The organism is Stenotrophomonas sp. AB1(2024), assembly GCF_037482345.1.
In the GTDB taxonomy this organism is placed as follows: Bacteria; Pseudomonadota; Gammaproteobacteria; order Xanthomonadales; family Xanthomonadaceae; genus Stenotrophomonas.
In genome coordinates, this window is sequence record NZ_JBBHKO020000001.1 from 1215084 (window position 1) to 1233976 (window position 18893).

At 67.8% G+C, this 18893-nt stretch carries 22 protein-coding genes; 8 read left to right on the forward strand and 14 right to left on the reverse strand.

Features of this window, described 5'->3' with window-relative positions:
- Nucleotides 1–9 precede the first annotated feature (9 nt).
- From pdxA to WIX41_RS05825, 4 genes are read left to right on the forward strand one after another with little or no spacing between them, the layout of a single operon-like run.
- Entirely contained in the window at nt 10–990 is a 981-nt protein-coding gene (gene pdxA, locus WIX41_RS05810) for a 4-hydroxythreonine-4-phosphate dehydrogenase PdxA (RefSeq protein WP_339446162.1), read from the forward strand.
- Nucleotides 987–1802: a 16S rRNA (adenine(1518)-N(6)/adenine(1519)-N(6))-dimethyltransferase RsmA gene (gene rsmA, locus WIX41_RS05815; RefSeq protein WP_339446163.1), complete on the forward strand. Its 816-nt coding sequence runs from the start codon at nt 987–989 to the stop codon at nt 1800–1802. Before pdxA ends, rsmA begins: the two co-directional genes overlap by 4 nt.
- Before the next feature lie 21 nt (nt 1803–1823).
- Complete coding sequence (gene apaG, locus WIX41_RS05820; RefSeq protein ID WP_339446164.1) at nt 1824–2207, forward strand: Co2+/Mg2+ efflux protein ApaG; 384 nt, start codon at nt 1824–1826, stop codon at nt 2205–2207.
- Nucleotides 2208–2220: 13 nt separating this feature from the next.
- Nucleotides 2221–3219 (forward strand): symmetrical bis(5'-nucleosyl)-tetraphosphatase, encoded by a 999-nt coding sequence (locus WIX41_RS05825; protein ID WP_339446165.1) that lies wholly within the window; start codon nt 2221–2223, stop codon nt 3217–3219.
- A 294-nt stretch (nt 3220–3513) separates the two neighbouring features.
- Here the strand turns inward: WIX41_RS05825 and WIX41_RS05830 are convergent, their stop codons facing one another.
- The 9 genes from WIX41_RS05830 to WIX41_RS05870 form a co-directional block, all read right to left on the reverse strand.
- The gene (locus WIX41_RS05830; RefSeq protein ID WP_339446166.1) at nt 3514–4008 is read right to left on the reverse strand and encodes a dihydrofolate reductase; all 495 of its coding nucleotides are present in this window, start codon (nt 4006–4008) and stop codon (nt 3514–3516) included.
- The gene (locus WIX41_RS05835) at nt 4005–4562 is read right to left on the reverse strand and encodes a hypothetical protein (RefSeq protein WP_339446167.1); all 558 of its coding nucleotides are present in this window, start codon (nt 4560–4562) and stop codon (nt 4005–4007) included. Before WIX41_RS05835 ends, WIX41_RS05830 begins: the two co-directional genes overlap by 4 nt.
- Entirely contained in the window at nt 4559–5353 is a 795-nt protein-coding gene (locus WIX41_RS05840; RefSeq protein ID WP_339446168.1) for a thymidylate synthase, read from the reverse strand. Before WIX41_RS05840 ends, WIX41_RS05835 begins: the two co-directional genes overlap by 4 nt.
- A complete protein-coding gene (gene lgt / locus WIX41_RS05845) occupies nt 5350–6246 on the reverse strand; it encodes a prolipoprotein diacylglyceryl transferase (RefSeq protein ID WP_339446169.1) in 897 nt (298 codons plus the stop codon). Before lgt ends, WIX41_RS05840 begins: the two co-directional genes overlap by 4 nt.
- Nucleotides 6247–6297: 51 nt before the next feature.
- Entirely contained in the window at nt 6298–6786 is a 489-nt protein-coding gene (locus WIX41_RS05850; RefSeq protein ID WP_339446170.1) for a TPM domain-containing protein, read from the reverse strand.
- Nucleotides 6786–7676, reverse strand: a complete 891-nt coding sequence (locus tag WIX41_RS05855; protein WP_409187458.1) for a TPM domain-containing protein — start codon at nt 7674–7676, stop codon at nt 6786–6788. Before WIX41_RS05855 ends, WIX41_RS05850 begins: the two co-directional genes overlap by 1 nt.
- Before the next feature lie 10 nt (nt 7677–7686).
- The gene (locus WIX41_RS05860; protein ID WP_339446172.1) at nt 7687–8325 is read right to left on the reverse strand and encodes a LemA family protein; all 639 of its coding nucleotides are present in this window, start codon (nt 8323–8325) and stop codon (nt 7687–7689) included.
- A 116-nt stretch (nt 8326–8441) separates the two neighbouring features.
- A complete protein-coding gene (locus tag WIX41_RS05865; protein ID WP_339446173.1) occupies nt 8442–9191 on the reverse strand; it encodes a TerC family protein in 750 nt (249 codons plus the stop codon).
- 43 nt (nt 9192–9234) lie between these two features.
- Nucleotides 9235–9615, reverse strand: a complete 381-nt coding sequence (locus tag WIX41_RS05870; RefSeq protein ID WP_339446174.1) for a diacylglycerol kinase — start codon at nt 9613–9615, stop codon at nt 9235–9237.
- Between the two features lie 234 nt (nt 9616–9849).
- On the opposite strand from WIX41_RS05870, the gene WIX41_RS05875 reads away from it, so the two are divergent.
- Nucleotides 9850–10575, forward strand: a complete 726-nt coding sequence (locus WIX41_RS05875; RefSeq protein WP_339446175.1) for an SGNH/GDSL hydrolase family protein — start codon at nt 9850–9852, stop codon at nt 10573–10575.
- Here the strand turns inward: WIX41_RS05875 and WIX41_RS05880 are convergent.
- From WIX41_RS05880 to WIX41_RS05890, 3 genes are all read right to left on the reverse strand, one after another.
- On the reverse strand, nt 10562–11833 hold the full coding sequence (locus WIX41_RS05880) for a sensor histidine kinase (protein ID WP_339446176.1): 1272 nt from the start codon (nt 11831–11833) through the stop codon (nt 10562–10564). The two genes, WIX41_RS05875 and WIX41_RS05880, sit on opposite strands and share 14 nt — an antisense overlap.
- Nucleotides 11834–11984: 151 nt before the next feature.
- On the reverse strand, nt 11985–12698 hold the full coding sequence (locus WIX41_RS05885) for a response regulator transcription factor (RefSeq protein ID WP_019182442.1): 714 nt from the start codon (nt 12696–12698) through the stop codon (nt 11985–11987).
- 97 nt (nt 12699–12795) lie between these two features.
- Nucleotides 12796–13455: an arylesterase gene (locus WIX41_RS05890; protein WP_339446177.1), complete on the reverse strand. Its 660-nt coding sequence runs from the start codon at nt 13453–13455 to the stop codon at nt 12796–12798.
- A 120-nt stretch (nt 13456–13575) separates the two neighbouring features.
- On the opposite strand from WIX41_RS05890, the gene WIX41_RS05895 reads away from it, so the two are divergent.
- The 3 genes from WIX41_RS05895 to WIX41_RS05905 all read left to right on the forward strand — a co-directional run bounded on the left by WIX41_RS05895 (nt 13576) and on the right by WIX41_RS05905 (nt 17090).
- A complete protein-coding gene (locus tag WIX41_RS05895) occupies nt 13576–14175 on the forward strand; it encodes an ABC transporter ATP-binding protein (protein ID WP_409187328.1) in 600 nt (199 codons plus the stop codon).
- Complete coding sequence (locus WIX41_RS05900; protein WP_339446178.1) at nt 14172–16655, forward strand: ABC transporter permease; 2484 nt, start codon at nt 14172–14174, stop codon at nt 16653–16655. The genes WIX41_RS05895 and WIX41_RS05900 overlap by 4 nt, the downstream gene beginning before the upstream one ends.
- An 81-nt stretch (nt 16656–16736) precedes the next feature.
- Nucleotides 16737–17090, forward strand: coding sequence for a DMT family protein (locus tag WIX41_RS05905; protein WP_339446179.1), 354 nt, complete (start codon nt 16737–16739; stop codon nt 17088–17090).
- Here the strand turns inward: WIX41_RS05905 and WIX41_RS05910 are convergent.
- Together WIX41_RS05910 and WIX41_RS05915 are read right to left on the reverse strand one after the other, a co-directional pair.
- Nucleotides 17036–17860 carry a hypothetical protein gene (locus WIX41_RS05910; protein WP_339446180.1) on the reverse strand — a complete coding sequence of 275 codons (825 nt, stop codon included), beginning with the start codon at nt 17858–17860 and terminating at the stop codon, nt 17036–17038. The genes WIX41_RS05905 and WIX41_RS05910 overlap by 55 nt on opposite strands.
- A gap of 84 nt (nt 17861–17944) precedes the next feature.
- Nucleotides 17945–18886 carry a DUF6607 family protein gene (locus WIX41_RS05915; RefSeq protein ID WP_339446181.1) on the reverse strand — a complete coding sequence of 314 codons (942 nt, stop codon included), beginning with the start codon at nt 18884–18886 and terminating at the stop codon, nt 17945–17947.
- Nucleotides 18887–18893 lie beyond the last annotated feature (7 nt).

The window sequence follows — 18893 nt, forward strand, 5'->3', positions numbered from 1 at the left end:
GCACTGGCGATGATCCCGCAGCTCGCTCTGGTACCGGGCGAGCCCGCCGGGATCGGCCCCGAACTCTGCCTTCGCCTGATCCAGCAGCCGCGCACCGATTGCCGGCTGCTGGCCTTCGCCGACCCGGATACCCTGCGGGCGGCCGCCGCAGCGCTGTCGCTGCCGCTGAACCTGTTGCCTGAAGACGCCATCGCCCGCCAGCCGGGCGATCTGCCGTTGCGTGAGGTGCGCAATGCGGCCCCCTCACGCTTCGGCCAGGCCGACCCGGCCAACGCCGGCGCGGTGATCGGCGCCCTGCTGCAGGCCGGCCAGGCCTGCCTGGACGGCCGCCTGCACGGGGTGGTGACCGGCCCGGTGCACAAGGCGGTGATCAACCAGGGCGGCATCGCCTACAGCGGCACCACCGAGCTGCTGGCCGACCAGGCCCGGGTGGAGGTGGTGATGATGCTGGCCAACGACATCGTCCGCGTGGCCCTGGCCACCACCCACCTGCCGTTGCGCGCGGTGGCCGATGCCATCACCACCAATGGCCTGGCGCGCACGCTGCGGATCGTGCATGACGCACTGCGGGGAGCCTTCGGCATCGCCGCGCCGCGGATCGCGGTGCTCGGCCTGAACCCGCACGCGGGCGAGGATGGGCACCTGGGCCGTGAAGAGCTGGACCTGATCATTCCCTTGCTGGCGCAGCTGCGCGCCGAGGGCATGGACCTGGTCGGGCCGCTGCCGGCCGATACCGCCTTCCTGCCGCAGAAGCTGGCCGGATTCGACACGGTGCTGGCGATGTACCACGACCAGGGCCTGCCGGTGCTCAAATACAGCGGTTTCGAGCAGGCAGTGAACATCACCCTGGGCCTGCCCTACCCCCGCGTGGCGGTCGACCACGGCACCGCGCTGGACCTGGCCGGGCGCGGCATTGCCGACCCCTCCAGCCTGCTCGCGGCCACGCAGTTGTGTGCCCGGCTGGCGTGCCAACGTACACTGGTGCCATGACTTCCCCGTATTCTCCCTCTGCCGCCGGATTTACCGCGCCGGCCAAAAAGCAGCTGGGCCAGCACTTCCTGGCCGATCGCACCTATATCGACAAGATCGTACTGGCGGTCAACCCGAAGGACGACGACCGCCTGGTCGAAATCGGCCCGGGCCAGGGCGCCATCACCCTGCCGCTGCTGCGCCGCCATCCGCGCCTGACCGTGATCGAATTCGACCGCGACCTGATCGCGCCGCTGACCGCCGCCGCCGCACCGCTGGGCGAACTGACCATCGTGCACCGCGACGTGCTGCAGGTGAATTTCACCGAGCTGGCCGGCGACGGCCAGATCCGGCTGGTGGGCAACCTGCCCTACAACATCTCCTCGCCGATCCTGTTCCACGCGATGGAGCACGCGGCGGTGATCCGCGACATGCACTTCATGCTGCAGAAAGAAGTGGTGGACCGCATGGCCGCCGAACCGGGCAGCAAGGTCTATGGCCGCCTCAGTGTGATGCTGCAGGCCTGGTGCAGGGTCACCTCGCTGTTCGTGGTACCTCCGGGCGCGTTCCGGCCGCCGCCGAAGGTCGATTCGGCCGTTGTCCGGCTGGTTCCGCGCGATCCGGCCAGCGTCGGCATCCTGGACCGGCGTCGCTTTGCCGATGTGGTCCGGGCCGCCTTCGGCCAGCGCCGCAAGACACTGCGCAACGCACTGAACGGGGTGGTCACGCCCGAGCAGTTCGAGGCCGCCGGGGTACGCAGCGATGCGCGCGCCGAACAGCTGGAAGTGGCGCAGTTCATCGCGTTGGCCAACGTGCCGCGCGCGGAAGATTGAAACTCCCTCTAAACTGCCCGCATGAACGACGCTGCAAACTATGCGATCTCCGTCGAGGTCGCCCCGCGCTTCCTGGATGACCAGTCCACACCCGAGGATGGGCGCTTTGCGTTCGCCTATACGATCCGCATCCATAACGGCGGCCGCGTCGCTGCACGGCTGGTGGCCCGCCATTGGCGAATCACCGACGGCAACGGCCGGGTGGAGCACGTGGACGGCGATGGCGTGATCGGTGAGCAGCCGCGCCTGCGCCCGGGTGAAGACTTCCGTTACACCTCCGGTGTCATGCTGGAAACCGAGCACGGCACGATGCAGGGGCATTACGACATGGTGGCCGACGATGGCACCGAGTTCGCCGCCCCCATCGCGCCGTTCGTGTTGACCATTCCGCGCACGCTGCACTGATGGAGGCGCACGCATGAGTGTCTGGGCCATCGGCGACCTGCAGGGCTGTTACGACGTGACCCAGCGTCTGCTGGAGAAGATCCGCTTCGACCCGGCGGTGGACAGACTGTGGTTCTGTGGCGATCTGGTCAACCGTGGCGGCCAATCGCTGGAAACGCTGCGGCTGGTGCATTCGCTGCGCGACCAGAGCGTGGTGGTGCTGGGCAACCACGATCTGTCGTTGCTGGCCGTCGGTGCCCGCACCGAGGAAGAGCAGCGCAAGGTCAACCCGGACCTGCTGCGGGTCGTGCAGGCCGAGGACCGCGATGTGCTGCTGGAATGGCTGCGCCTGCAGAAGCTGGTGCACGTAGACCGCGAACTGGGCTGGATGATGGTGCACGCGGGCCTGGCCCCGAAGTGGACCACCCAGCTGGCCGAAAAGCACGCGCGCGAAGTCGAGGCGCAGCTGCACGGCAGCGGCTACCGTAAATTGTTCCGCAACATGTACGGCGACAAGCCGGGCTGGTCGCCCGGGCTGGCCGGCTACGACCGTTCGCGGGCGATCATCAACCTGCTCACGCGGATGCGTTACTGCACGCCGCGCGGGCGGATCGGCATCGAGGACAAGGGCACGCCGGGCACGCAGGAACAGGGGCTCTATCCCTGGTACGAGGTGCCGGGCCGGGTCGAACGCGATCTGAAGATCGTGTGCGGGCACTGGTCGGCGCTGGGCCTGACGATCACCCAGGGCGTGCATGCGATCGACACCGGCGCGGTCTGGGGCGGCAAGCTCACGGCGCTGCAGCTGGATACCGAAGAACTGCGCGTGGTGCAGGTGCCGGGCCGCGATGTGCCCAAGCCGGTGACGCCGCCGCGCCCACCGGCACGGCGTCCGGCCGGCGAAGGCAATCCGGGAAACAACGGCAATGGTCGCCCGCCGCGTGGGCAGCGCCAGAATCAACAGCAACAGCAGCCACGTCGTGCGCGTGAGCCAGCGGGGAATGCGGGCGACGGTACCCCGACGACCGCGTGATCCGTAGCGCCAGGCCCTGCCTGGCTGCAGCCGTGAACCGCTAAGAGCCTTGGCCTGCGAACGTATCTGCACTGGGCTGGCGGCGGTGGGTTTGCGGGAGCGTAGAGCGCCATGGGCGCGGCGCATGTGCCGCGCGGGTTGGGCAGGACGCCCAACCCCGGTCTTGCCGTGTACGCAGGATTGCGTGCACGAGCAAGGCGCGAACGAGCCTTATCTGTTCGGAATCTGGCAGCGTAGGCGTCGAGAGCCGGCGTGGGCCAAGCCAGAGACCGTCGCAGGCGAAGGCTGTTGCTGTTACGCCTTTCGCGTGTAATCCACGAAATCGAACGCAAACGGATGCTTCGCATCTGCGGGATGGTGCTCGCGCGCAGTTTCAACCCACAGCTGCGGGTCGACCGGCGGGAAATGGGTATCGGCCTGGACACGGGTATCCACCCAGGTCAGGTGCAGGTCGGTGGCCTGCGCCATGGCGAGGCGGTAGATCTCGCCGCCGCCGATCACGCACAGTTCGCTTGCGCCGGCCGTGGCCGCGAACTGAAGTGCTTCGTCGATGGAGGCCACCGCCTGCATGCCATCGAACGGCACCTGTCCCGAGCGGGTCAGTACCAGGTTCGGGCGGCCCGGTAACACGCGGCCCAGCGACTGCGCGGTCTTGCGGCCCATCAGGATGGGCTTGCCGATCGTCAACGCCTTGAAACGCTTGAGGTCATCGGGCAGCTGCCAAGGCAGCTGGTTGGCATGGCCGATGCCATGGTCGTGGTCGAGGGCCGCGATCAGCGAGAGCTTCATTCGTCCGTTTCCATGCGCACGACGTCGCAGCGCTCCTGCGCGGCACGCACATCAGCCAATGCCTTCTGCAAACGTGGATCGGCCTCCATTGCCTGATCAGCCTGCTCGGTGAGGTGGGCCAGATGGGCATCCTGCGCAGCCTGCAGGCCAGGTGCGGACATCACCTCGGCGCTCAACGCATTGAGGTCGCCGGCCGCGCCACGGTCCAGGAACGCCTGCAATTGCACCGGCGAATACGCCTGGGCAAGTTGCTGCTCGAACGTGCGCTGGTAGACCGGATCATTGAAGGCGCCCTGCATGAAGCGCACCAGCTCGGCGGACATGCCCGCTACCGCACCGCGCATGACGGGCTCACAGGCAGCAGGAAGATCGCGCGGCATCAGGCCCGCGCCGGAGGCACCGGCCATGGCGGCCACGCCTTCATTGACCTGCCGCTGCACGATCTGCGCGTTGACCTGTGTGGCCAGCGGCACGGACGGCGCGGCGGCCTGTGCTGCTGCCGGCAACACCATCAGCAGTGCGGCCCGCAGCGCAGCGCCCGCCATCGGCCTCATACCGCCACCGGCGCCTTGATCGCCGGATGCGGGTGGTAGTCGTCAATGCGGATGTCGTCGAACTGGAAGCCGAACAGATCGGTCACCTCCGGGTTCAGCCACAGCGTGGGCAGCGCGCGCGGCTCGCGCGCCAACTGCTCGCGGGCTTGTTCGTAATGGTTCGAATACAGGTGCGCGTCGCCCAGTGTGTGCACGAAATCGCCCACACCCAACCCGGTGGCCTGCGCCACCATGTGGGTCAGCAGCGCGTAGCTGGCGATGTTGAACGGCACGCCCAGGAAGATGTCGCCGCTGCGCTGGTACAGCTGGCAGCTCAGCTTGCCGTCCACCACGTAGAACTGGAACAGGTTGTGGCAGGGCATCAGCGCCATCTGCGACAGCTCGCCCACGTTCCAGGCGCTGACCACCAGCCGGCGCGAATCCGGGTTGCGCTTGATCTCGTCCACCAGCCACTGCATCTGGTCGATGCTGCCGCCATCGGCCGTGGCCCAGCTGCGCCACTGCTTGCCGTAGACCGGGCCGAGGTCGCCGTTCTCATCGGCCCACTCGTCCCAGATCCGCACCTGGTTGTCCTGCAGGTAGCCGATGTTGGTGTCGCCCTTCAGGAACCACAGCAGCTCGTGGATGATCGAGCGCAGGTGCAGCTTCTTGGTGGTGACCAGCGGGAAACCATCGTTGAGGTTGAAGCGCATCTGCCAGCCGAACACGCTGCGCGTGCCGGTGCCGGTGCGGTCGGATTTTTCCGTGCCGTGTTCGAGCACGTGCTCGAGCAGGTCCAGGTAGGCTTTCATGCCTTGCCCCCGGCGGTGGCAGGGGTGACCGGCAGCACCGGTTGCAGCACCGGCGCGCGGCGCGACAGCACCAGCAGCACCAGGCCAAACGCGACCAGCGGCAGGCTCAGCAGCTGGCCGCGGGTGAACCAGTCGAAGGCCAGGTACACGCCGTTGTCAGGCATGCGCACGAATTCCACCGCGAAGCGGAACACGCCGTACATCAGCGCGAACAGGCCCGAGACCAGGTAACGGTGGCGCGGGGTGGCCGACACCGCCCACAGCACCGCGAACATCACCAGCCCTTCCAGCAGCGCTTCATACAGCTGCGAGGGGTGGCGGGCGAACTGATTCAGCGCACCGGTGGCGAACTGCTCGCGCAGCGCCGGCATGTCCAGCTGGTTCAACGGTGCCGGCAGGCCCGAGGGAAACACCACGCCCCAGGTGCCGTCGGTGTACTTGCCCCACAGCTCGGCGCCGATGAAGTTGCCGATGCGGCCGAAGCCCAGGCCCAACGGCACCAGCGGCGCCATGAAGTCGATGGTGTCGCCCAGGTGCAGGCGGTGCTTGCGCGACCAGTACCACGAGGCGAACAGCACGCCCAGCAGGCCGCCATGGAAGCTCATGCCGCCGTCCCACACCTTGAACAGCAACAGCGGGTTGTGCAGGAAATCGCCCAGCGCATAGAACAGCATGTAGCCCACGCGCCCGCCGACCACCACACCGAGCATGGCGTAGAACAGCAGGTCGGAGAATCCGTTGGCGTCCACGCCCGGCAGGCGTCCGGCCGCGATCCGCCGCCGCCCCAGCCACCAGGCCGCGGTGAAGCCAAGCAGGTACATGATGCCGTACCAGTGCACCTTGACCGGCCCAAGCGAGATGGCGATGGGGTCGATGTCGTGGAAATAGATCATGGGCGATGCCTTGCAGGTAAGCGGCTATTCTCGGGCCAGCGCCACCGTACCTCAACCAAGCAGTTGAGGCGTATTGGGCAAGGCGTCATCCTCGGACCCGCTGCCGGGCCGATAGTGCCCGGCCAGCAGGTCCGATACCTCGGCGATGGCCAGCAGCACCGCGTCCTGCAGCGCGCCGTTGCGCAGCTGCTGCTGCATGTGCGCGCAGACCGCCTGCCACTGCGCCTCGCCCACCCTGCCGCGCAGGCCACGGTCGGCCACCAGCTCGATGGCGTGGTCGGCCAGCAGCAGGTAGACCAGCACGCCGTTGTTCTGCTCGGTGTCCCAGGTGCGCAGCTGGGCGAAGGCATGCTCGGCGCGCTGGCGCGGGGTGACGCCCCGCCACAGCGCCAGCAGCGGAAGATCTGCTTCCACCGCGAACATCACCTGGCCGCCGTGGCGACGCTCACCCACCGCGATTGCTTCGGTGATCGCCTGCAGCGCAGCCGGCGGAAAGGTGCGCCGCAGCGACGGCGCGAACAGATGACGCCACCCGCGCATCACCAGCCTCCCGAGGCGCCACCGCCTCCGGATCGCCCACCGCCACCGCCCCAGCCGCCTCCGCCGCCGAAACCGCCACCCCCACCGCCCCAGCCACCGCCTCCGCCAAAGCCGCCGCCGCCCCAACCGCTGTTGCGGGCGAAGCGGCCCACGCGGCCGGAGGAGAAACCGACGAACAGGCCGATCAGCCCGGCCAGGCCGCTGGCCAGCCACAGCGAAGTGAACAGGAACGCGGCCACCGCCGCCCCGCCGCCGCCCAGCAGCGCGCGCACCGGGCGCGGCAGCCAACCCAGCAGGGCGCGGGCAAAGGTGCCGACGAAGAAGCCGATCACCAGCGCCATCGTGAAGCCATCGCCACCGCTGCCCCGGGCATCGCGGTGGGCGCTGACCGGCGCCGGCAGTTCCTCGCCATCGATCAGCTTGACCAGCGCGGCACTGCCGTCAACCAGCCCGCCGGCGTAATCGCCGCTGCGGAAGTGCGGCGCCAGGTATTCCTGGATCACCCGGTTGGCGATGGCATCGGGAATGGCGCCTTCCAGCCCGTAGCCCGGCTCGATCCGCACCCGCCGGTCGTCCTTGGCCACCACCAGCAACACGCCATCGTCCACGCCCTTGCGGCCGATGTTCCACTGCTCGAACACCCGCTGGGTGTACTGCTCGATCGTCTCGGGCTGGGTGCTGGGCACCATCAGGATCTGCAACTGGCTGCCCTTGCGCTGCTGCAGCGCCAGCGCCTGTGCTTCCAGGGCCTGCTTCTGCGTGGCATCCAGGGTGCCGGTGGTGTCCACCACCGGCGAGGTCAGCGGCGGAATTGCCGCGTCTGTCTGCGCCCACGCGGACCCCGCCAGGCACAGACCCAGCAGCAACAGCGCGCGCAGCAGCAGGCGGATGTTCACCGGGTTACTGGGCCGGCGCCGGAGCCTGCTGCTGCGGCGGCGGCGCGGGGGCCGCGGGCTGCGAACCGAACTTCACTGCCGGCGGCTGCGAGATCTGCGCTTCGTTCTCCACCGTGAAGTTCGGCTTTTCCTTGTAGCCGAAGATCTTGGCGGTGATCAGCTGCGGGAACGAGCGGATGTAGGTGTTGTAGTCCTGCACCTGCTGGATATAGCGGCCGCGCGCCACGGTGATGCGGTTTTCGGTGCCTTCCAGCTGCGCCTGCAGGTCGCGGAAACCCTGGTCGGACTTCAGGTTGGGGTAGTTCTCGGTCACCACCAGCAACCGCGACAGCGCCCCGCTCAGCTCGCCCTGTGCCTGCTGGAACTGCTTGAGCGAGTCGGCATCATCGGCGTTCACGTTGACCTGGCCCACCCGCGCGCGGGCGTTGGTCACATCGGTCAGCACCTGGCGTTCCTGGTTGGCATAGCCTTCCACGGTCTGCACCAGGTTGGGGATCAGGTCGGCACGGCGCTTGTACTGGTTGAGCACCTCGGCCCAGCCGGCCTTGACCTGTTCATCCTTCTGCTGGATGGAGTTGTAACCACAACCGGACAACAGGCTGGCCAGCAGGGCCAGCAGGATCAGTCGGGTGGATGTACGCATGGCCGGCTCCGGAATCGGGTGGTCGGGAGCCGGAGAATGCCATGAATAGGGGTGAATTCGCCGTTAGGGTCGCCTCGCGCGCCCCGCCCCCTGAGTCAGGGGGCGGCGGCGTCCCCTTACCAGTTGCCCGCACCCGGCACGTGGTGCGCCAGCGCGCGGCGGCGCATCAGCAGGTTCAGCCACTCCACCAGCACCGAGAAGCCCATGGCGGCGTAGATGTAGGGCTTGGGCACGTGCACGTCCAGGCCGTCCAGGATCAGCACCGCGCCGATCAGCAGGATGAAGGCCAGGGCCAGCATCTTCACGGTCGGGTTGGCGTCGATGAAACGGCCCAGCGGGTTGGCGGCCAGCAGCATGACCGCCACCGACAGCAGGATGGCCGCCACCATCACCGGCACGTGGTCGGCGATGCCGACCGCGGTGATGACCGAGTCCAGCGAGAACACGATGTCGATGATGGCGATCTGCGCGATCACCATGCCGAACACGGCCGAGGCCTTGGTGGTGGAGGGGTCTTCGTCTTCGCCGCCGGTGATCAGCTCGCGGATTTCCATACCGCCCTTGATGATCAGGAACAGGCCGCCGAGGATCAGCACCAGGTCGCGGATGGAGATGCCCATGCCGGCCACGGTGAACAGGTTGGCCTGCATGTGCGCCAGGTAGGCCAGCGAGACCAGCAGCAGGATGCGGGTAATGCAGGCCACGGCGATGCCGAGCTTGCGCGCGAACGGGCGGCGCGCTTCGGGCAGCTTGCTCACGGCGATGGAGATGAATACCAGGTTGTCGATGCCGAGCACGATTTCCAGTGCGCTCAGGGTCAACAGGGTCAACCAGACGTTCGGGTCGGACAGCAACTCAAGAAACATGGACCAGGATCCTTACTAAGGGGGGGAACGGTACGGAGGCGCGTCAGAACACGCGCGGCGCCAGGACCAGGCCCCAGCACAGCAGAACATTCACCATCAGCACGAACACCGCCGCCGAGCCCATGTCCTTGGCGCGGCCGGCCAGCTCATGGAATTCGGCGCCGTAGCGCTCGATCACCGCTTCAATGGCCGAATTTGCCAGCTCCATGGCCAGCACCAGCAACATCGAACCGATCATCAGCGCGCGCTCGACCGGGGTCTGGCCCAGCCACAGCGCCAGCGGTGCCAGCACGACCAGCAGGTAGACCTCCAGCCGGAACGAGGACTCGTGCAGCCAGGCCGCCCTCAGCCCCTGCCAGGACCACACCGCCGCCTTGAAGATGCGCTTGGGGCCGCGCGGCATGTGCCCGATTTCATCAGCCACGCAGGGACACCCCACGGCGGGAACGGAGGCAGGACAGCAGGTGCGGGGCACGACAACGGGTCATGGGCAGCGCGGCAGGCAATTGAAGAATCGGACATTTTGCCACAAGGAAGGGAGGTACCTCCCGGTTGAACCCGTACCTGACGGTCGGTAGCGCCGGCCGTTGGCCGGCCCAGGCGGAGCCGGATGCCATCGCGCGCCTAGAATGACCCCCACGCACCAAAGGAGTCGTTCATGTCCCAGCGCTTCACCCGCCCCCTGCTGCTCGCCCTGGCACTGACCGCCAGCCTGCCCGCCCTGGCCCTCAAGCCCGCCCCGGTGCCGGCCCCGCCGCAGGCCCCTGCGCAGGTCTCCAACGTGGCCTGGGCCGGCGACATGGCCGCCTTCGCCAAGGCTGACGCCGCCACCCCGCCGCCGCGCGGCGGCATCGAGTTCATCGGCAGCTCCTCGATCCGGATGTGGGACACGCTGGCTGCCGACTTCCCGGGCCAGAAGGTGTTCAACCGCGGCTTCGGCGGTTCGGAAGTGCGCGACAGCACCTGGTACGCCGACCAGATCCTGATTCCCTACGCCCCCTGCAAGGTGTTCTTCTACGCCGGCGACAACGACCTCAACAGCGGCCGCACGCCCACCCAGGTGCGCGACGACGTGGTGGTGTTCGTGCAGCGCGTGCACCGCGACCTGCCCAGGACCACCGTCGAGGTCATCTCGATCAAGCCCAGCCCGTCGCGGGCGCAGCTGCTGCCTGCGGTGCAGGAAGCCAATGGGCTGATCCAGCAGGCGTTGGCGAAGCTGCCCAACACGGGCTACACCGATATCTACACCCCGATGCTGGGCGAGGATGGGCAGCCGCGCGCGGCGCTGTTCCGGGAAGACATGCTGCACATGACGGCGGACGGGTATGCGATCTGGCGCAAGGCGTTGGCGCCCAAAGTGCAGTGCGCCCCTATCGGTAAATGATCGTCGCCTGCGTGCCGATGCCGGGTTCGCTGGTGAGGGCGATCTTCCAGCCGAAGCGGTCGCACAGGCGGCGCACGATCGACAGGCCCAGGCCCGTGCCCTGCGGCCGGCTGGGTTCGGCGCGGTAGAACGGCTCGAACGCGCGCGACAGCGCCTCGGCCGACATGCCGATGCCGGTGTCGCGCACCACTACCCGGTCGTCCAGCACGTCCACGTCGATGCGGCCTTCGTCGGTGTAACTGCAGGCGTTGCGCAACAGGTTGCTGACCACCACCTGCAACACCCGCGGCGGCGCGTGCAGGTGCACCGGCGCTTCGCTGTGCAGGTGGATCTCCACCGGCCGGCCCGCGATCAGCTCGCGCGCGTTGTCCACCTCGTAGCGCACGATCTCGTTCACGTCGAACAGCTCGATCTGCGGTTCCACGTCCGCCTCGCGCGCCAGGATCAGGAACGCATCGATCACCGCCTCCATGTCCCGCCCGGCCCGCTGGATGCGGTGCAGACCGCGACGCAGGCGCGGTGTCATGTCCTGATCGCCCAATGCCATGTCGCTGGCCACCCGGATCACCGTCAGCGGCGTGCGCAGCTCGTGGCTCGCATCGCGGGTGAAGTTACGCTCGCGCGCCACATGCGCGGTGACCCGCGTGGCCAACGAATGCAGTGCCGCCGCCAGCTGCCGTGTTTCGCCCTGCATGTCCGCCGGCAACTTGTCCGGCGCCAGGTCCGACGCTTCCGGATGGCCCGGGTTCCAGCGCGACACCCGTCGCGCCAGCCAGTTGACCGGCGAAACCAGCCGCTTCGACGCGCGGTAGGTGATCCACGACGCCCCGTACACCGCCAACAACGTGAGCAGCACCGGTACGATGCCGAACCAGAACGCCAGCATCTCCGCGCGCGAACGCAGGAACACCAGGTACAGCTGGCCTTCCGGGCGCGCGTCGACCAGCACCAGCTGGTCGTCGGCCTTCAATTCGTGGAAGCCCGGCGCCAGCGTGCGCAGGTTGGCCGGCAGGCTGAGTGCCGATTGCCCGGTTTCGAGCAGATAACCGCGGATGTTGCGCGTGTTCGGCGGCGGCTGCACCGGCGAGGCCGCGTGCAGGTCCCAGAAATAGGTCGCTTCCTCCTGCAGCGCGCTGCTGACCAGGCTGTGCTTGATCACCAGCGACACCAGCCAGGCACCCAGCAGGATGCCCAGGCTGGCCAGTACGGCCTGCAGGATGAAGGCGATGCGGATCTTGCGCGGCAGACCGTGCGGCATTACGAAGTCCAGAGCGGGTCGCCGCGATTATAGGAAGGCGCGCCGTTATTTCATCATGCAAGCTAAGACAATGCCCCGGCAAGTGCCGGGGCATCGTGTAGGCCGGGGCCGGCAAAGGCCCATGCCGCCGTACGCCCTGCGGTGGGACGCATCAGCTCATCGGCTGGGCGATATCGGCAATACGGTAGCCGGCGCTCTGCACGGTATGCAGCAGCGGACGGTCGAACGGCTTGTCGATGATCTTGCGCAGGTTGTACAGGTGGCTGCGCAGCGTATCCGAGTCCGGCAGGCCATTGCCCCATATCTCGCGTTCGATTTCCTGGCGGGTCACCACGCGCGGCGACTCGCGCATCAGGATCGTGAGCAGGCGCAGACCGATGGGCGACAACTGCAGCTCGGTGCCGGCACGCGTGGCGCGCATGCTGACCGGGTCCAGCACCAGGTCGGCAACCTTGAGCACTTCCGACCCCACCTGGCGACGTTCGCGCCGGATCAGCGCGCGCAGGCGGGCTTCCAGCTCCTGGATCGCGAACGGCTTGGTGAGGTAATCGTCGGCGCCAAAGCCCAGGCCGGTGAGCTTGTCATCAAGCGTGTCGCGCGCGGTGAGCATCAACACCGGCGTTGACTTGCGCGCGTCGTTGCGCAGCCGGCGGCAGACTTCGATGCCGTCCAGACGCGGCAACATCAGGTCCAACACCACCACGTCGTAACTGTTTTCAGCCGCCAGCCGATAGCCGTCCAGTCCGTCCTGGGCATAGTCCACTTCGAACCCACGGCCTTCCAGATATTCCCCGATCATCTCGGAGATATTGCGGTTGTCTTCGACCACCAGCACCAGGCCGGAGGTTTCCTTTGTCTGACGCATGGGAGTCCCTCTTTCTTCAGCTTTGTGAAACATGCCGGATTGGCAGTGGACGTGGTGTGAAGCCGTTCGCAACCTGCCAGCCGCGCAGGGCGTGGCGCTACTGGGTGTTCAGCAGGGGCTTGAGCAGCGGCCAGACGTTGTCCAGCACCTTCGGCTGGGCCTTGGCGGTGGGGTGCAGGCCGTCGCTCTGCATCAACCCCGGTTGCAGGGCCACCCCGTCGAGCAGGAACGGCAGCAGCGCCACCTTGTACTGGTTGGACAGACCCGTATAGACCTGCCGCAGCCGGTCGCGGTAGGCCGGCCCATAGTTGGGCGGCACATCGATGCCCAGCAGCAGCACCTTGGCCCCGGCCTTCTGACTGGCCACGATCATCTTCTCCAGGTTCCCGCGCAGCTGCGCCGGGCTCAGCCCGCGCAGGGCATCGTTGCCGCCCAGTTCGATGACCACCACCGTGGGCCGGTGCTTGTCCAGCAGCGCCGGCAACCGGGTCAGCGCGCCGGCGGTGGTTTCACCGCTGATGCTGGCGTTGATGATCGCAGGCGGCGGTTTGATCTGCTCGCCAACCCGCAGTTGAAGCAGGTTCACCCAGCCCGATGCGGCCGGGATATTGTGGGCAGCACTGAGGCTGTCGCCGACCACCAGCACCGCCTGCCTGGTGTCCGCACCTTTGGCACATGCCAGCGCAGGCAACAGCAGCAACCCTGCCAGCAGCCAGAACGTCTGGGCCGCGCGGCCCGCCCACCTTGCTCGGTACATTGGAGAATCCTCATCGACAGCCTGTCCCCCCGCAGCGCGCCCGTCGCCATCGCCGCCCACAACGTGGGCAAGTCCGCACGTGGCCCGGAGGGTGAAGTCCACATACTGGACAACATTGACATGACCGTCCATGAAGGCGAGAGCGTGGCCATCGTCGGTGCCTCCGGCTCGGGCAAGACCACCCTGCTCGGCCTGCTGGCCGGACTGGACCTGCCCAGCCGCGGCGACATCGCCCTGGCCGGGGCCACGCTGGGTGCGCTGGACGAGGAAGCCCGCGCGCAGCTGCGTGCGCGCGAGGTTGGCTTCGTGTTCCAGAGCTTCCATCTGCTGCCGGCGCTGACCGCTGAAGAGAACATCGCGCTGCCGCTGGAACTGGCCGGCCGCGAGGATGCCGCGCGGGTCCGCGAGGTGCTGGCGCAGGTGGGCCTGACCCATCGCGCGCGCCACTATCCGCGCCAGCTGTCCGGCGGTGAGCAGCAGCGCGTGGCGCTGGCCCGCGCGTTCGTGGCGCGGCCGCGCATCCTGTTTGCCGACGAGCCCACCGGCAGCCTGGACCAGGCCACCGGGCAACAGATCAGCGACCTGCTGTTCGCCCTCAACGCCACCAGCGATACCACGCTGGTGCTGGTCACCCATGACCTGCGCCTGGCCCAGCGCTGCGAACGCATCTACCGGCTTGATGGCGGCCGCCTGGTCGATGCCAGCGGAATCACCGCATGAACGTACTGCGCCATGCCGGGCGTGCACTGCGCCGGGAGTTTCTTGCCGGCGACCTGCTGACCGTGTTCGCCGCGCTGGTGCTGGGCGTGGCGGTGATGACCGCGGTAGGCACGCTGGTCAACCGGGTCACGCTGGCCCTGACCAGCAGCGCCGCGGAAATGCTCGGTGGCGATCTCGGCCTGGGCGGCCGCGAGGACGTGCCGCAGGCGATCGCCGACGAGGCGCACGCACGTGGCCTGGCGAGCACGCGCATGGTCAGCTTCCCCAGCGTGCTGTTCCACGGCGATGAAAGTCAGATGGCCAATATCAAGGCGGTCGGTGCCGGCTATCCGCTGCGCGGCGAGCTGCGCGTCAGCCGCGCCCCCGGCGGCGCCGGCGAAGTGGCCGGGACTCCCGCCGCAGGCGAGGCATATGCCGATCCGCGATTGATGCAGGCGTTGGGCCTGAACGTCGGCGATGCGCTCGAATTCGGCGCCGGCACGCTCACCGTGACCCGCGTGCTGCAGGCCGAGCCCGATACGTCCGGCGAGCTGATGCAGCTGTCCCCGCCCCTGCTGGTCAACCGCGTCGACGTGGATCGCGCGGGCCTGCTCGGGCCGGGCAGCCGCGCTTCGTACCGGATGATGTTCGCCGGCAACGCAGAGGCGATTGCCGATTTCCGCGGCTGGCTGCAACCGCGCGCCAAAGGCCTGCGGATTGTCGGCATTGCCGATGCACAACGTGGCGTACGCGGTGCGTTCGACCTGGCCGGCCGCTTCCTGTCGCTGGCCGCGCTGCTGGCGGTACTGCTGGCCGGGGTGGCCACGGCACTGGCGGCCAACCGCTTCGCGCTGCGCCGGATCGACCAGGTGGCGGTGCTGCGCTGCCTGGGCGCACGCCAGCGCGACATCCTCAGTGCGATGGCGCTGCAGCTGGTACTGCTGGCGATCCCGGCCTGCCTGGTCGGAATCGGGCTGGGCATGGCCGCGCAGGCTGGGCTGGTGCAGGCGCTGGGCGGGCTGATTCCGGGCCGTTTGCCATTGCCGCAGGCCACCCCGGCGCTGAGCGGGGCCGGGATCGGGCTGGTGCTGCTGCTCGGCTTTGGCCTGCCGCCGCTGCTGCGGCTGCGCAAGGTGCCGCCGATGCGGGTGCTCAACCGCAGCTTCGCCCCCCTGCCGCCCAGTTCGCTGCTGGTCTATGCCGCCGCACTGGCGGCCACCGTGGCGCTGACCGTGCAGGCCACCGGCGATGTGCGGCTGGCGGCCTGGGTACTGGGCGGGCTGGCGGCGCTGGCGCTGCTGGCCGGTGCGGCCGGTGCAACCCTGCTGTGGCTGCTGCGTGGGCTGCAGCCGCGCCTGCGCGGGCGCTGGAAGCTGGGCCTGGCCGCCCTGACCCGCCGCCGGGGGCTGGCGGTGATGCAACTGGTGGGACTGTCGCTGTCGCTGTGCGCGCTGTTGCTGCTGTCAGTGATCGGCCCGGGGCTGCTGGCGCAGTGGCGCGACCGCCTGCCCAGCGACACCCCCAACTATTTCCTGATGAACATCCAGCCCGAACAGCGCCAGGCCGTACTGGCCGCACTCGGCGAGCTGGGCGTGGAGTCGCCGGGGATCGAGCCGTTCAGCACTGGGCGGCTGCTGGCGGTCAACGACAAGCCGCCGCAGCGGCAGGCACGCGAAGACAACAGCAACGACGATGACGACGCCAACCGCCCGGTCAACTTCTCCTGGCGGCATGACTTCCCGCCGGCCAATACCCTGTTGAGCGGTACGTACTGGGCAGCGGGCAGCAGCGCCGCCGAAGCGTCCATCGAACAGGGCTGGGCCGAGCGCTACGGGATGAAGCTGGGCGACACGGTGACCCTGCAGATGGGCGAACAGGAACGGCGCTTCGCCGTGACCAGCATCCGCAAGGCCGACTGGGACTCGTTCCGGGTCAACTTCTTCCTGCTGCTCAACGAAGGCGCGGTCGGCGATGCACCCTACAACCTGATCACCGCCTTCCACCTGCCGCGCGAACAGGCGCCGGCACTGGCCGGATTGACCCGGCAGTACCCGAACATTTCCCTGCTGGATATCGACAGCATCCTGCAGCGGGTGCGCGAGGTGGTGGACCGGGTAACCCAGGCGGTGCAGCTGGTGATGGGCTTCAGCCTGCTGGCCGGGGTGCTGGTGCTGCTGGCCGCGCTGCAGGCCACCGCCGGTGAGCGTCGTTACGACAGCGCGGTGCTGCGCACCCTTGGTGCCACCCGCACCCAGCTGCGCGGGGCGGTGCTGGTCGAATTCGGCGCGCTGGGGCTGTTGTCCTCGCTGCTTGCAGTGGGCACCGCGGCGCTGCTGGGCAGCGTGGTGGCCCGGCAGGTATTCGAACTGCAGCTCAGTCCGCCGTGGGCGCAACTGCTGCTGGGCGGCGCGCTGGGCGTGGCGCTGAGCATGCTGGCCGGCTGGTGGGGCACCCGGCGCATCCTGCATACCCCCCCGGCATTGGCCCTGCGCGAAACCTGACCCGCACCACCTACCCCGGCCAACGGCCGGGGCTGCCATCCATGGATAATCACGCCCTCAACGTCCTCGAGAGCCCCCGCGATGCCCGGCCCGTCGTTCACTGCCTATCTCTACCCCGTGTTGCTGCTGCTGGGCAGCAACATCTTCATGACCTTCGCCTGGTACGGCCACCTCAAGTACAAGAGCGCGCCGTTGATGACGGTGATTCTGGTCAGCTGGGGCATCGCCTTCTTCGAGTACTGCCTGCAGGTGCCGGGCAACCGGCTGGGCAGCGCGGTGTACTCGGCCCCGCAGCTCAAGGGTATGCAGGAAGTGATCACGCTGGTGGTGTTCGCGGTGTTCTCCGCGTTCTACCTGGACCAGCCGTTGAAGTGGAACCACTACGCGGCGTTCGGGTTGATCGTGGTGGCGGCGCTTCTGATGTTCAAAGAGTGATTGACCAGCGCCACCAGCGCATCTTCGCGCATGCGTCGCTTCATCGCGGTGCGGCCGAAGCGCATCTGCACCAGCTCGGTACGCAGTGCATCGGCCTGCGCATGGCTGATCGATTCGGGCTTGCCAACTTCACGCATGGTGACCAGCGTGGTGCGTTCGGCGATCTCGGTGCGCACCCACTCCGGCAGGTGGCGCTTCCATGCCTTATTGCATGCCGGTGAGGCTGCCGCGCGGCGGGCATCGCGCAGGGACCCGCGCTGCGATGCAGGAATGTGGGCGCGCAGCACCGCTACCTGGCGTTCCAGCTGACTGTTGTACTGCGTGGAAGCACTGAACCGGTAGTCGTTGAAGTTGGTCTCGCGGAGCTGCTCCAGCGTGAGCCCTGCGGTACGGGGGCTGGGCATCGGATTGTCGGCACGGCTGCCGGCAAGCCGGTGAAGCCCTTCGCGCAGTACCGGAATCTCGCTGGGCCGCTCCTGCAACGTGCGGCTCAACCCTGTGTCGAACCCAGCCTGTGCAATGCACAGCGCCTGCGCGCCACCGGCGGTAAGTCCACCGAACAGGCGCGGGTTTTCTTCCATGCGGCGGTGGCACGCGGCGTAGTTGCGATTCAACGGCGTGAGCAATGTATCGGGCAGCGATGGGCTGCCGTTGCAGATGCCGGTGAGCGGGAACACCCCGCCCCGGGTCGGGGCGATGGGCGCAGCACGGGTGCCCTGGAACGCGGCGGCAGCGCCGAGAAGCGTGGTGAACAGCGTGGAGAATTGCATCGCAAGAAGGATCCCGGTATGCAGGTGCAGTAAGTAGCTACCTGCAACGCCGGGACAACCTTCAAGTTTCGATCATTACGTCACTCAGCGCGCGGCTTCGGCCGGGGCCTTTTCCACCCACTGCCTGAACACCGCATCGACCTGCGCATCCTTCACCTTCTTGCCGTCCTGGATGTCCTGGGCCTGGGTGAACAGTGGGATGATCATTGCCATGCCGTCCAGCTTGGTCTTCAGGTGCACGCCCGGCGCCTGCCCGAGAAAGCCGTTCCAGCGCGTGCGCACCTTGGCCCAGTAGTCGGCCGTCGCGTTCCAGTAGTCGTAGGCCGGCTTGAAATCGACCTCGGTGGTGCGGTTGTAATCGTTGAAGCCGAACTCGCGGGCGATCTGCTGCTGGCTGCCGTCGGCGCCGCGCAGGATCTTGGTGTTGAACTGTTCGTGGGTCCAGCCGTTGGGCGTGAGCGTATGCCGGTTGACCACCGCCAGTGCGTTGTAATCGCTGCGGCGGGTGTACTCGCGGCGCGGCAGCGGGCGCCAGCTGAGGTCACTGGTCCAGGTCGCCACACCGTTGCTGTAGTCCCACTTGCCGGTGCCGCAGTAGCGCGGCGCATCGCTGACTTCATACACGCACTGGGTCCAGGCGCCGGCGTTGACGGCCGGATCGATCGGGCGCACCTGCCAGGTCTGGTCGGCACTGAACTCGAAGCGGTTCTGGGCCTCGTACACCCAGTCCTGCCGCCAGTGCTTGGTTACATGGCCGCTCTTGCCATCCACCAGCAGGTGCTGGAGTACGATGCGCGCGGGGCTGTCCTCGACCACGATCACCACTTCATTGCCGCCGCTGCGCACGGCCGGCGCACGCTCGTAACCGGGCTTGAGCAGCACGGTTTCGTCGAAGGCGAAATCGACGATGTACTCGCCCTTCATGGCCAGGATGCTGGCGTGGTCGCGCTGCAGGTCGGAGGGCTGGGCGTGGGCGATGCCGCTGGCGGCAAGCAGCAGCCACGCGCTGGCTGTCTTGAGTTTCATCTACGAA

Coding starts and splice junctions, on each gene's coding strand:
- pdxA (WP_339446162.1), top strand. CDS start 10: ATGATCCCGCAGCTCGCTCTGGTACCGGGCGAGCCCGCCGGGATCGGC.
- rsmA (WP_339446163.1), top strand. CDS start 987: ATGACTTCCCCGTATTCTCCCTCTGCCGCCGGATTTACCGCGCCGGCC.
- apaG (WP_339446164.1), top strand. CDS start 1,824: ATGAACGACGCTGCAAACTATGCGATCTCCGTCGAGGTCGCCCCGCGC.
- WIX41_RS05825 (WP_339446165.1), top strand. CDS start 2,221: ATGAGTGTCTGGGCCATCGGCGACCTGCAGGGCTGTTACGACGTGACC.
- WIX41_RS05830 (WP_339446166.1), bottom strand. CDS start 4,008: ATGAAGCTCTCGCTGATCGCGGCCCTCGACCACGACCATGGCATCGGC.
- WIX41_RS05835 (WP_339446167.1), bottom strand. CDS start 4,562: ATGAGGCCGATGGCGGGCGCTGCGCTGCGGGCCGCACTGCTGATGGTG.
- WIX41_RS05840 (WP_339446168.1), bottom strand. CDS start 5,353: ATGAAAGCCTACCTGGACCTGCTCGAGCACGTGCTCGAACACGGCACG.
- lgt (WP_339446169.1), bottom strand. CDS start 6,246: ATGATCTATTTCCACGACATCGACCCCATCGCCATCTCGCTTGGGCCG.
- WIX41_RS05850 (WP_339446170.1), bottom strand. CDS start 6,786: ATGCGCGGGTGGCGTCATCTGTTCGCGCCGTCGCTGCGGCGCACCTTT.
- WIX41_RS05860 (WP_339446172.1), bottom strand. CDS start 8,325: ATGCGTACATCCACCCGACTGATCCTGCTGGCCCTGCTGGCCAGCCTG.
- WIX41_RS05865 (WP_339446173.1), bottom strand. CDS start 9,191: ATGTTTCTTGAGTTGCTGTCCGACCCGAACGTCTGGTTGACCCTGTTG.
- WIX41_RS05875 (WP_339446175.1), top strand. CDS start 9,850: ATGTCCCAGCGCTTCACCCGCCCCCTGCTGCTCGCCCTGGCACTGACC.
- WIX41_RS05880 (WP_339446176.1), bottom strand. CDS start 11,833: ATGCCGCACGGTCTGCCGCGCAAGATCCGCATCGCCTTCATCCTGCAG.
- WIX41_RS05885 (WP_019182442.1), bottom strand. CDS start 12,698: ATGCGTCAGACAAAGGAAACCTCCGGCCTGGTGCTGGTGGTCGAAGAC.
- WIX41_RS05890 (WP_339446177.1), bottom strand. CDS start 13,455: ATGTACCGAGCAAGGTGGGCGGGCCGCGCGGCCCAGACGTTCTGGCTG.
- WIX41_RS05895 (WP_409187328.1), top strand. CDS start 13,576: ATGACCGTCCATGAAGGCGAGAGCGTGGCCATCGTCGGTGCCTCCGGC.
- WIX41_RS05900 (WP_339446178.1), top strand. CDS start 14,172: ATGAACGTACTGCGCCATGCCGGGCGTGCACTGCGCCGGGAGTTTCTT.
- WIX41_RS05905 (WP_339446179.1), top strand. CDS start 16,737: ATGCCCGGCCCGTCGTTCACTGCCTATCTCTACCCCGTGTTGCTGCTG.
- WIX41_RS05910 (WP_339446180.1), bottom strand. CDS start 17,860: ATGCAATTCTCCACGCTGTTCACCACGCTTCTCGGCGCTGCCGCCGCG.
- WIX41_RS05915 (WP_339446181.1), bottom strand. CDS start 18,886: ATGAAACTCAAGACAGCCAGCGCGTGGCTGCTGCTTGCCGCCAGCGGC.